Below are 11,511 nucleotides of genomic sequence, written 5' to 3' on the forward strand. Positions count from 1 at the left end.
CTACAAAAACTAATTTATCTTCTTATTTCCAGTTTCTGCTTGCAATTCGGGTTTTTTTATTTTACTATTTAGAAATTGTTAAATAGTGATAGATTGCACCAATAATATTGGCATCATTCGCAAAGGCACATTTCTTTACAACAGGCTTAATACGCGCTGGTTCAACCTTATCTATAATAATATCTAAACGCTTATTGATTTCATCAATCATATCTTCTCTTACAGAGATGCCCCCACCAATAATAATCACTTCTGGATCATAGGAATATTGAATATTATAAATACCTACTGCAAGAGCATAATAGAAACGATTGACATACTTCTTGAATACTTCATTTTCATTGGCATGATCAAAAATATAACGTCCATCATATGTTTCACCTAGTTCTTTTTCTACACCCTTGACGATGGCAACTGTAGAATCAAGAGACCAAAAGTTAAACTCAAGTGAATCTGCATCAAAGTTATTAATCATATAACCAAACTCACCACCATGAAGATGCTGTCCCTTATGAATCTTCTTATCCTTAATCACAGCACCGCCAATACCTGTACCGCATACCACAAAGCAACAATCCTGGTTGTCTTTAGCGGCACCTAGCCATACTTCAGCAAGTGCTGCACAGTTGGCATCATTTTCTAATTCTACACGTGTCTGTAATCTTTCTTCTAGATCCTTCTTTATATTAGGACCATGAATATAGTCAATGGCAGACGCACCATAAATGACACCTTCATCACTTGCAACAGCTCCTGGCATACTTAACGCAATACCATCAACATCTCTTTCTTTAAAAATAGTTTCAATAGCCTGATACATGTCTTCTAAAGTATCAGGTGTTTTAAAAGACCCCTTGTCAAATAAATGACCCTTTTCATCGCATGTTGCATATTTGACAGAAGTCCCTCCTACATCAATTCCTAGTAACATATCAATTTTCCTCCTATCTATAGGATATCACAAAAAAATGCACAATAGTGAAATAGACGAAAAAAGGAATAACGTTACGTTATTCCCTAGTTAACACGATGAATTTCTAAACCATTCTGTTTAAATGTTTCAACAATTGTATCGATATGAGATTCCCCATTTGTTTCACAAGTGACTCTTAATTCTACTTCTGAGAATCTTGCGAAGTTTTTGAACTGGTTATGATCAACCGCTACAACATTCGCATTACATTCATTTAATAGATGTGCAACTTTTTCTAACTGTCCAGGAATATCTGGAAGCTGTACTGAGAATGAGAAGATTCTTCCTCTTTCAATAAGTCCCTTATTAATCATAGAAGAAATAGAAAGTACATCGATGTTACCACCTGATACAAGTGAAACAACCTTCTTATTCTTTTCATTGAGTTTCTTTAATGCAGCAAGTGAAAGAATACCTGAATTTTCAGCTACAAGCTTATGTTTTTCTACAAGTACTAAGAATGCATCCATTAACTCATAATCACTGACTGTGATAATACCATCTACATATTGTTTAATATATTCAAAAGGCTTTTCACCAATTGTCTTAACTGCAGTACCATCCGCAATAGTCACTGCTTCATTTAATGAAACAATACGATCTTCATTAATGGCAGCAAGGGCACTTGCAGCTCCTTCTGGTTCTACACCGATGATCTTAACTGTTGGTTTAATAAGTTTTGCAGCACAGGCAATACCTGAAATCAATCCTCCTCCACCAACTGGTACAAGAATAATATCTGCATCTGGTAGTTCTTCGAGAATTTCTAAGGCAATTGTTCCCTGACCTTCAATGACATCTTCATCATCGAAGGGATGTACAAATGTATAGCCATGTTCTTTCTGTAATTCTACTGCCTTATTATAAGCATCATCATAGACTTCACCGTGAAGAACCACTTCAGCACCTAATGCCTTAGTGGCATCTACTTTAATAAGTGGAGTATGGGCAGGCATAACAATTGTAGCCTTAACACCTAACTGCTGGGCGGCATAAGCCACACCCTGAGCATGGTTTCCTGCACTTGATGCAATAAGTCCTCTAGACTTGGATTCATCATCCATCTTCATGATCTTATTATAAGCACCTCTAATTTTAAATGCGCCTGTTCTCTGTAAGTTTTCTGGTTTGATATAAACAGTATTTCTACTTTCTTTAGAAAAAGCTGGGCTATAGATCAAAGGTGTAGGAAGAATGACTTCATCCACTCTCTTCTTTGCCTCTTCAAAATTCTTTAGTTCTAACACTTAAATCCCCCTCTCAAAAATCTGTTTTTCACATTATAGCACCATTATTATTCTATTAAAACTAAATTTTTACTTAATTTTATAAAAAAAGAATAGCTGATTGCTATTCCTTAGTTGATACGCTGAATTTCAAATCCATTCTTTTTAAATGTTTCAATAATAGATACAATATGCGCTTCCCCATTTGTTTCACAAGTGACTCTTAATTCTACTTCAGAGAATCTAGCGAAATTCTTGAACTGGTTATGATCTGCAGTGACAACGTTCGCATTACATTCATTAAGAATATGAGCCACCTTCTCTAACTGACCTGGACTATCTGGAAGCTGTAATGAGAATGAGAAGATTCTACCTCTTTCAATAAGTCCTTTATTAATCATAGAAGAAATAGAAAGTACATCAATATTACCACCAGAAATGAGTGAGACAACCTTCTTATTCTTTTCATTAAGTTTCTTTAGTGCAGCAAGTGAAAGGATACCTGAGTTTTCAGCAACAAGTTTATGTTTTTCTACTAGTACTAAGAATGCAGCCATTAATTCATAATCACTGACTGTGATGATACCATCTACATATTGTTTAATATATTCAAATGGCGTTTTTCCAATTGTCTTAACAGCTGTACCATCCGCAATAGTTACTGCTTCATTTAATGATACCACATGATCTTCATTAATGGCAGCAAGGGCACTTGCCGCTCCTTCTGGTTCTACACCGATAATCTTCACTGCAGGATTGATTTTCTTAGCGGCACAGGCAATACCTGAAATCAATCCTCCACCACCAACTGGTACAAGAATAATATCTGCATCTGGTAGTTCTTTGAGAATTTCTAAGGCAATGGTTCCCTGACCTTCAATGACATCTTCATCATCAAATGGATGTACAAATGTATAGCCATGTTCTTTCTGTAATTCTACTGCCTTATTATATGCATCATCATAGACTTCACCATGAAGAACCACTTCAGCACCTAATGCCTTAGTGGCATCTACCTTAATAAGTGGAGTATGGGCAGGCATAACAATTGTAGCCTTAACACCTAACTGCTGGGCTGCATAAGCCACACCCTGGGCATGGTTCCCTGCACTTGAGGCAATAAGTCCTCTAGACTTGGATTCATCATCCATCTTCATGATCTTATTATAAGCACCTCTAATCTTAAATGCGCCAGTTCTCTGTAAGTTTTCTGGTTTGATATAAACCATATTTCTACACTCTTTAGAGAACGCTGGACTATAGATCAAAGGTGTTGGAATGATCACTTCGTCTACTCTCTTTTTTGCTTCTTCAAAATCTTTTAGCTCTAACATTTTTTCATTTTTCCTCCATATATTTATATTTTTAACGTTATCGCGTTATTTTGGTTCTAAATAAGACAAATTTTAGGCAAAATAATAAGAGTGGTTATACACTCTTATTTGAACTGATTTGATTTGTATGTGTAATGGTAACCAATAGCTTCCATCTTATCTACGATTTCCTGCATAGGAATATGATAGTCATAACATAAATCTGCAAGATCTTCATATTGGTCTCTGAGTTTCATATTTAACCAGCTAAGTAACATCACTGGATCTTTAGGCATTTGATTCATCTCTTAACTCCTCCTCTAGTTTCTTCAACATATACGCAATACCATCTTCATCATTAGATAAAGTGACAACATCGGCTCTTTCTTTGACTTCATCTACTGCATTGGCCATAGCGACACCACAGCCTGCATATTCAATGAGTGATAAGTCATTGAATCCATCACCAAAGGCAATCACTTCTTCTTTTGTAAGATGAAGCATCTTTACTAGCTTATCTAAAGAAGCTGCTTTATCAATATTTGGTGCCATAACTTCAATAAAGAATGGTGCAGAACGATAAATACTTAAACCTGGGAAGGCACTCTTATAGTCTTCTAATACAGAAACCACATGTTCAGGATCACCTGTACATAATACTTTATTAATAGGATCTCTTAAAATTGATTTAAAAGATTCAGTCTTTTTAATTTCGATATCGTTAATATGTCCTTCAATATTCACATACTGATCATCTACATCTTCAGTATAAACAGCATCATCATAATATGTCATAATCGCAAGATTATGTTTCTTTGCTTCATCATATGCTTTTTTAGCCTGTTCAATAGTCAAACGCTGTTCAAACATAGTCTGTCTTGTTTTCGCATCCATTACCTTAGCACCATTGAATGATAATAAATAACCTTCATACTTTTCTAATTCAAGTGCAGCTGCTTCATGTCTTAAACCAGGTGTTGGTCTACCTGATGCAAGTACAATTGTTGCACCTAACTGCTGTGCTTTAATAAGTGTCTTACGTGTTTCATCAGTAATTTTATTTTCTGAATTCTTTAATGTACCATCTAAGTCTAATGCAATTAACTTATATTTCATTTGATATAATCCCCTCTATTGTTTCTAAAAATCTCTTTCTTGTTTCTTGTGTACGTTTCTTTGGTCCTTTGACAAGTTGATGCTTACGCATCTTTCCATTGATATAGCGTGTCATTAAAAGAGAGTCTATATTGTTGGAATCAATAATAAACCCTGAAGGATGAACAACAATCGCACCTTTTGTAAGAAGCATACCTGCTTCACCATAATCCTGTGTAATCACAAGATCACCCTTCTTCACATCTTTTAAAATAGCATAATCAACACTATCATTCCCCTGATCACACATAATAACTGATTCATAATCAAAGAAATGATTCATGTCACAATACACTATCATCTTTATATCATATTTATCACACAAAAAAGCGATTTTTTCAATATCTGGCGTTGCATCTCCATCAATTAGTATTCTCATATCACTTTTAAGAGATACATAATATACATAGTGAGGTATCCACCAACTAATCCACCTACATGTCCTGTCTTAGAAATACGAGAATTCATAAGAGTAAAGGCAAGGTTAATCGCAATACAAGGTAAATAGCCTCTTAATAAATCAAAGAAAGCACCACCTTTAAATAAACCTAGTCCAATAATAGCTCCTAAAAAGCCATAGAATAAACCACTTGCACCAATTGTGATAGAGTTATCCACACTAGAATCTCTATAAGAATAGTAATAAGTAGCCAATGAACTCATCACAATAGATACTAAGACAAGTATTAAATAACGTACTGGTCCAAGGAGTGTTTCAAACATACGTCCTAAATAGAAGATACAGTACATATTCATAAATAAATGAAGAAATTCCGTATGAATAAAAGCAGATGTAATAAATCGCCAATATTCTCCTCTATTTTTTACATAAGGTGTATATAAAGCACCTAAATGCATTGCTTCTGAAGTTTTATTATCCTTAGAAAAATAATTAATATAAACAAAAACTGCTATACATATCGCCATAAAGATATATGTGATCATTCAATAACCTCCACTACTCTTGTAACCTTAGCCATATTCTTAGAACTATCAGTGACTGTATATATTAGAGTATAACGTCCTACAGTATTAGTCTGTACTTTACCTGTAACAACAATCTTATTTGTTAAGTCACCATCTTCATTATCATATGCAGTGACACCTTCTCTTGCGTTAAAAGCATCCCCGATATGAATGACTTTATCTTCTGCCCCTTTGATCACAGGAACAACCAACTCATTGGCTACAATCACTTTAATACGCATTGGAAAAGATGTATTACCTTGTTCATCTCTTACTACAACACGTTCAATATATGTACCTACCTTTTCATATGTTTTCTCTTTCACAAGTTCTTCACTATTTTCTTTCTTTAAGAAATAGATTTGTGTTAAAGACGCATCATTGACTTCAGCTACTGTATTTTTTGCATAGAGTGGCTGATTAGGATTCACATAATAAACAAGCTTTTTAAGTTTTACTGTTGGTTTTTTTGTATCTACAATCTTAATCTTAAAGCCATAATCACGTCCTGCATATTCAATACTTGCATTATAATTACCTACTTTATTCAAGTTAACACGCTTCAAGTTTAAAGTAAGTGATTTTTTTATTCTATCTGGACAGATGACATAATCCTCTATATTCTGTGATACTTCCTGTCCTAATTCATAAGTAAATACTGTCTGTTTTAATTCAAAAGTTGCCATAGTGGTAATCTTAAAAATAGAAAACAATTCAAGGAAAATAAATAATAGTAAAATGACAGTAATCAATTTGTTCCTCCATTTCACTAGTATCACCTCTTTCGCCCCTTCATTATACAATAAAAGATATCTGAGTGACAAAAAAGATGATGTAAAAACATCACCTTATTTAAAAAATACATAACTAATACACATTTTCAAGTAAGCAGACTGCCTGAGAAACTATCCCTTCTCCTCTTCCTACAAAGCCAAGCTTTTCACCACGTGTTGCTTTCACATTAATCTGTGTCACATCACAATGAAGTGCTTCCGCAATATTATGTCTCATTGTAGGTATATGAGGTGCCATCTTTGGCTGTTCTGTCATAATGATTGCATCCACATTCCCAATCTTATAACCTTTTTCATTCATCAACTTATATGTTTCTTCTAACAAGATCATTGAAGAAATACCTTTGTAGCGATCATCTGTATCAGGAAAATGTTTACCGATATCTCCTTCACCTAATGCCCCAATGATTGATTCAATAATCGCATGTAGAAGAACATCGGCATCACTATGTCCCTTTAACCCTTTTTCATAAGGAATTTCTACACCACCTAGAATAAGCTTTCTTCCTTCTACTAATTGATGAATATCCATTGACTGTCCTATACGCATAACCATACCTCCATGCTTTTTATTGTAACACAAAAGGCATGAGGTTACCCTCATGCCAATATATTAATTGTATTTCTTTTTATGTGCTGCATTGATAAGTCCCTGGAATAGAGGATGTGCTCTATTTGGTCTAGAATTGAATTCTGGATGGAACTGACATGCAACGAAATATGGATGGTTAGGCACTTCAACGATTTCTACTAAATCTCTCTTTGGATTACGTCCAGAGATAACAAGTCCTGCATCTTCTAACATCTGACGATATGTATTATTGAATTCATATCTATGTCTATGTCTTTCCTGGATAAGATCCTTTCCATATAACTTATGTGCAATTGTACCTTCTTTTAATTCACAAGTGTAGTTACCAAGTCTCTGAGTACCACCCATGTTTTCTAAAGACTGATCGTGCATTAATGAAATTAATGGAGTCATACAGTTCTTATCGAATTCTAATGAGTTAACATCATCAAGTTTACATACATTTCTTGCATATTCAATAGAAGCACACTGCATACCTAAACAGATTCCTAAGAATGGAATATCATGTTCTCTTGCATACTGGATAGCAACAATCATACCTTCAACACCTCTGTTACCAAATCCACCTGGTACTAAGATACCATCAGCATCAGCAAGCTTAGAAGCGATATTTTCCTTAGTTACTTCTTCAGAGTTAACCCAGTCAATTTCAACTTCACTATTTGCATAGTAACCAGCATGTTTTAATGCTTCATTAACTGATAAGTAAGCATCTGGGAATTCACAGTACTTACCAACCATTTTGATTTTAACTGTATCCTTTAAGTTCTTAACTCTTTCAACTAATTCACGCCATTCAGTGAAATCAGCTTCAGGAGCTTCAATTCTTAAATGATCAAGTACAACATCATCCATATGCTGATCTAATAATTCTACTGGTAATTCATAAAGAACATCTACATCATAGTTAGAGATGATAGCTTCCTTAGGAACATTACAGAATAAAGAGATCTTGTCCTTTAATTCATCAGAAATAGTATGTTCACTACGACATACAATGATATCTGGCTGGATACCATATCCTAATAATTCTTTAACACTATGCTGTGTTGGTTTAGTCTTTACTTCATGGCTGGCACCAATATATGGAAGTAAAGTTGTATGTATATAAAGAGTATTCTTGTAGCCTCTATCGAGTCTTACCTGTCTAATTGCTTCAATAAATGGTAATGATTCGATATCTCCTACAGTACCACCGATTTCTGTAATAACGATATCTGCCTGAGAAGATTCTTCTGCAGCATAAATCTTGTCCTTAATCGCATTTGTGATATGAGGAACAACCTGTACTGTTGCGCCTAAGTAATCCCCTCTTCTTTCTTTAGAAATTACATCGCTATATACTCTACCAGTTGTAACTGAAGAGTTTTTGTTTAAGTCTTCATCAATAAAACGTTCATAATGACCTAAGTCTAAGTCTGTTTCTGCACCATCAGCTGTTACATAAACTTCACCATGCTGATAAGGAGACATAGTTCCTGGATCCACATTGATATAAGGATCAAGTTTCTGCATGAATACTTTTAATCCTCTTTGTTTTAATATTCTACCTAAAGATGCAGCTGTTAAACCTTTCCCTAGACCTGATACGACACCACCTGTGACAAATATGAATTTTGCCATTCTCTTCACCTCTTTCTCTATATTAAACAAAAAAAAGCACCTACGGAAGACCCGTTTGTGCCCTTTACAACTATAGCAAATTCCCCCGTCGTATGCAATTCTTTTCTTTATTTTATTAATTAATTATATTATGATATGGCTTGGGAGGATAAACATATGGAAACACCTCGTATATTAGTTATTGATGATGAAAAAGAAATTTGTGATCTTATTGAAATTTATTTAAGTCAAGAAGGTTATCATGTTGAAAAGCGTTATAATGCGTATACATTATTACGTGATCTTGAAAAGTTCAAGATTGATCTTGTAATTCTAGATATGATGATGCCTGGGGTAGATGGAATACAAGCATTAGAGATGATCAGAGAAAAGTACAATATCCCAGTTATCTTTGTATCAGCCAAGACAGCTGACCAGGATAAGATTGAAGGATTATTAAAAGGTGCTGATGATTATATCGCAAAACCTTTTAATGCAATGGAATTAGTGGCACGTGTTAAGTCACAATTAAGACGTTATCAGGTATATAGTAAGCCTATTGGTGTAGATAATTCTATTATTCAGGCCAATGACCTTCTTATTGATACAAATAAGAAGATGGTTTCTGTAGATAATCGTCCAGTAGCTGTAACTAAGATTGAATATGAAATCTTAGTATTACTTGCCTCACATCCTGGTACAGTATTCTCTACTGAAGATATCTATACAAAAATATGGCATGAAGAAGCAACACATGCCAACAATACCATCATGGTACATATTAGAAAACTAAGAGAAAAGATTGAAAGACAGCCTCGTACACCAAGACATATTATTACTGTCTGGGGCATTGGTTATAAGTTCGAATTATGATGCAGAAACTAAGAAAGCTGTTTATTTCTTCTTTTAAATGGCGTTTGTTGATTAATATCACATTAAGTTATCTTGTCGCATTTCTTATTTATTCTATTCTAGGAATTATATTCGATAGAATTATTCCTATTGCGGTACCAAATGAAATGCGTTATGCATTATGTTATGCCATTTCTTTTATTGTCTTTGTAGAAATCTTCTTTAAACTGATTGATTTCACAATTGAATATATCAGAAAGCTGAGACGCTCTATCCAGCAGGTAACAAGTGGTAATTATGGTGTACAGTGTGAAGTAGAATATGATGATGAATTAGGTTCTCTTGCTGCAAACATCAATGTCTTATCAAAAACATTGCTTGCGAAAGAAAAAGAAAGCGAAAAGCTAAAAGAAAAAGAAAGAGCCGCATTAGATATAGAACGTAATGCAGAAAGACAAAAGAATGAATTAATCACAAACGTAGCCCATGACTTGAGAACACCTCTTACAACTATTGTAGGATATCTTGAGTTGATTAAAGATGACTCGGCTTTATCTAAAGAAGATGTACATAAGTATTCTGGTATTGCATATGAGAAATCAATACGTCTACAGGAAATGATGGATGACCTCTTTGAATTCACTAAACTTGATAATGCAGATATCAAGTTGAATAAGAGTATGATTAATCTATCTGGATTAATTATGCAGATGACAGATGAGTTCTATCCTTCATTTAAAGACTGTAATATTACACCAATAGTAGATTTACCTGAAGAGAATATCTATGTTCAGGGAGATGGTCAATTATTAGCCCGTGTATTTGATAATCTTATTTCTAATGCACTCAAGTATGGCTATCATAATACCGATTTAAAGATAGAAGTATCCGGTGATGAGAAATATGCAACTGTTAAAGTCATCAACCATGGTGATACTATTGCACCAGAAGATATCCCACTTCTATTTAATAAATTTTATCGTACAGACTCATCACGAAACTCTAAAACAGGTGGTACTGGCTTAGGACTAGCAATCACTAAGAATATAGTAGACCTTCATCATGGTGATATTTCTGTTACAAGTGATGATCAAATTACAACATTCATCGTCAAATTCAACAGATATTTCGATCAGAACTAACATAAAAGACCACATCAAGTGGTCTTTTCATTTTGGACTATAATTTCAACCTTTCACCTGGCTTCATATATAAAGCATGAGGTGATTTAAAGCTTTTCGCAATGTCTTCATCATATAATTGTGTAGGTGAAGTATGAATAGGAATGAAATAACGAGAATCAATTACATGTGCACAACGACTTGCTTCCTGTGCACTCATATTATAAATACCATCTACTGGCAATAATGCATAATCTAAATCATTGAAGCTTTCCATTTCAGGATAATAGCTTGTATCTCCTGCACCATATAATGTAATACCATCTACAGTCATAATAAAACCAACACATTCTTCTCTTGTATGATTCTTATTTTCTGCAGGTGTTCCTTCAATCATTACTTTCTTAATCTTCTTAATAGGATATCCACCATCCACAAATAGATCTCCATGTCTTAAAATTACACCATCGTCTTTTAATGTAACAAGATCAACCTGATTATGATCACTATGTTCATGTGTTACAATCACAATATCTGCAGGCATATGATAACCTTCACCTGCATAAGGATCCACATAAATCACTACACCTTCATTAGATACAATGCGATAACTTCCATGTCCTTGATACAATAATTCTGCCATTTTTTATATCTCCTTTATCACTCATTTAATTATAACTTTTCTTATTGCACAGTGCGATAGAATGGCAAAAAAAAAAAATTTAATTTTAGTTAAAAAAATTGTAAAAACCTGTTGACGAATCACATAACACTTGGTATATTATATGAGCGTGCTTGGTTGGGATATGGCACTAACACTTAAGCATCGGTCTAACGGCCGGTATATCCCAAGAATATTGGAGGTTTAGCTCAGTTGGGAGAGCATCTGCCTTACAAGCAGAGGGTCAGCGGTTCGA

13 protein-coding genes are annotated in these 11,511 nt (G+C 34.3%); 2 read left to right on the top strand and 11 right to left on the bottom strand.

What is annotated here, in order from left to right:
- Positions 1–64: 64 nt before the first annotated feature.
- The 10 genes from DW269_RS10990 to DW269_RS11035 all read right to left on the bottom strand — a co-directional run bounded on the left by DW269_RS10990 (position 65) and on the right by DW269_RS11035 (position 8,642).
- Complete coding sequence (locus tag DW269_RS10990; RefSeq protein ID WP_195921559.1) at positions 65–931, bottom strand: ROK family protein; 867 nt, start codon at positions 929–931, stop codon at positions 65–67.
- 86 nt (positions 932–1,017) lie between these two features.
- Complete coding sequence (gene ilvA / locus DW269_RS10995; RefSeq protein ID WP_117459925.1) at positions 1,018–2,220, bottom strand: threonine ammonia-lyase; 1,203 nt, start codon at positions 2,218–2,220, stop codon at positions 1,018–1,020.
- Positions 2,221–2,330: 110 nt separating this feature from the next.
- Positions 2,331–3,533, bottom strand: a complete 1,203-nt coding sequence (gene ilvA / locus DW269_RS11000) for a threonine ammonia-lyase (RefSeq protein WP_117459927.1) — start codon at positions 3,531–3,533, stop codon at positions 2,331–2,333.
- A 104-nt stretch (positions 3,534–3,637) separates the two neighbouring features.
- Positions 3,638–3,817 carry a DUF4250 domain-containing protein gene (locus DW269_RS11005; protein ID WP_006504825.1) on the bottom strand — a complete coding sequence of 60 codons (180 nt, stop codon included), beginning with the start codon at positions 3,815–3,817 and terminating at the stop codon, positions 3,638–3,640.
- Positions 3,801–4,628: a Cof-type HAD-IIB family hydrolase gene (locus tag DW269_RS11010; RefSeq protein WP_117459929.1), complete on the bottom strand. Its 828-nt coding sequence runs from the start codon at positions 4,626–4,628 to the stop codon at positions 3,801–3,803. The genes DW269_RS11005 and DW269_RS11010 overlap by 17 nt, the downstream gene beginning before the upstream one ends.
- The gene (locus tag DW269_RS11015) at positions 4,618–5,046 is read right to left on the bottom strand and encodes a DUF188 domain-containing protein (protein ID WP_117459931.1); all 429 of its coding nucleotides are present in this window, start codon (positions 5,044–5,046) and stop codon (positions 4,618–4,620) included. The genes DW269_RS11010 and DW269_RS11015 overlap by 11 nt, the downstream gene beginning before the upstream one ends.
- Complete coding sequence (locus tag DW269_RS11020; protein ID WP_226793784.1) at positions 5,043–5,612, bottom strand: rhomboid family intramembrane serine protease; 570 nt, start codon at positions 5,610–5,612, stop codon at positions 5,043–5,045. The genes DW269_RS11015 and DW269_RS11020 overlap by 4 nt, the downstream gene beginning before the upstream one ends.
- Positions 5,609–6,385 (bottom strand): DUF5011 domain-containing protein, encoded by a 777-nt coding sequence (locus DW269_RS11025; RefSeq protein WP_117459933.1) that lies wholly within the window; start codon positions 6,383–6,385, stop codon positions 5,609–5,611. Before DW269_RS11025 ends, DW269_RS11020 begins: the two co-directional genes overlap by 4 nt.
- Positions 6,386–6,500: 115 nt before the next feature.
- Complete coding sequence (ispF, locus tag DW269_RS11030) at positions 6,501–6,983, bottom strand: 2-C-methyl-D-erythritol 2,4-cyclodiphosphate synthase (RefSeq protein ID WP_117459935.1); 483 nt, start codon at positions 6,981–6,983, stop codon at positions 6,501–6,503.
- A gap of 57 nt (positions 6,984–7,040) precedes the next feature.
- Positions 7,041–8,642: a CTP synthase gene (locus DW269_RS11035; RefSeq protein WP_006504831.1), complete on the bottom strand. Its 1,602-nt coding sequence runs from the start codon at positions 8,640–8,642 to the stop codon at positions 7,041–7,043.
- 156 nt (positions 8,643–8,798) lie between these two features.
- Between DW269_RS11035 and DW269_RS11040 the strand changes: the two genes are divergently transcribed.
- Complete coding sequence (locus DW269_RS11040) at positions 8,799–9,494, top strand: response regulator transcription factor (RefSeq protein ID WP_040389648.1); 696 nt, start codon at positions 8,799–8,801, stop codon at positions 9,492–9,494.
- Complete coding sequence (locus DW269_RS11045; RefSeq protein ID WP_233502504.1) at positions 9,494–10,615, top strand: cell wall metabolism sensor histidine kinase WalK; 1,122 nt, start codon at positions 9,494–9,496, stop codon at positions 10,613–10,615. Before DW269_RS11040 ends, DW269_RS11045 begins: the two co-directional genes overlap by 1 nt.
- Before the next feature lie 37 nt (positions 10,616–10,652).
- On the opposite strand, the gene DW269_RS11050 is transcribed toward DW269_RS11045, so the two are convergent.
- On the bottom strand, positions 10,653–11,237 hold the full coding sequence (locus tag DW269_RS11050) for an MBL fold metallo-hydrolase (RefSeq protein ID WP_117459939.1): 585 nt from the start codon (positions 11,235–11,237) through the stop codon (positions 10,653–10,655).
- Positions 11,238–11,511: the final 274 nt, after the last annotated feature.

Origin of the sequence: Catenibacterium sp. AM22-6LB (assembly GCF_003435615.1) — a bacterium.
In the GTDB taxonomy this organism is placed as follows: Bacteria; Bacillota_I; Bacilli_A; order Erysipelotrichales; family Coprobacillaceae; genus Catenibacterium; species Catenibacterium mitsuoka_A.

What these genes read in the sequence shown, in the direction of transcription:
- ispF (WP_117459935.1), bottom strand. Translation starts at nt 6,983, where the DNA reads ATGGTTATGCGTATAGGACAGTCAATGGATATTCATCAATTAGTAGAA.
- ilvA (WP_117459927.1), bottom strand. Translation starts at nt 3,533, where the DNA reads ATGTTAGAGCTAAAAGATTTTGAAGAAGCAAAAAAGAGAGTAGACGAA.
- DW269_RS11050 (WP_117459939.1), bottom strand. Translation starts at nt 11,237, where the DNA reads ATGGCAGAATTATTGTATCAAGGACATGGAAGTTATCGCATTGTATCT.
- DW269_RS11015 (WP_117459931.1), bottom strand. Translation starts at nt 5,046, where the DNA reads ATGAGAATACTAATTGATGGAGATGCAACGCCAGATATTGAAAAAATC.
- DW269_RS11045 (WP_233502504.1), top strand. Translation starts at nt 9,494, where the DNA reads ATGCAGAAACTAAGAAAGCTGTTTATTTCTTCTTTTAAATGGCGTTTG.
- DW269_RS11020 (WP_226793784.1), bottom strand. Translation starts at nt 5,612, where the DNA reads ATGATCACATATATCTTTATGGCGATATGTATAGCAGTTTTTGTTTAT.
- DW269_RS10990 (WP_195921559.1), bottom strand. Translation starts at nt 931, where the DNA reads ATGTTACTAGGAATTGATGTAGGAGGGACTTCTGTCAAATATGCAACA.
- DW269_RS11035 (WP_006504831.1), bottom strand. Translation starts at nt 8,642, where the DNA reads ATGGCAAAATTCATATTTGTCACAGGTGGTGTCGTATCAGGTCTAGGG.
- DW269_RS11010 (WP_117459929.1), bottom strand. Translation starts at nt 4,628, where the DNA reads ATGAAATATAAGTTAATTGCATTAGACTTAGATGGTACATTAAAGAAT.
- DW269_RS11040 (WP_040389648.1), top strand. Translation starts at nt 8,799, where the DNA reads ATGGAAACACCTCGTATATTAGTTATTGATGATGAAAAAGAAATTTGT.
- DW269_RS11005 (WP_006504825.1), bottom strand. Translation starts at nt 3,817, where the DNA reads ATGAATCAAATGCCTAAAGATCCAGTGATGTTACTTAGCTGGTTAAAT.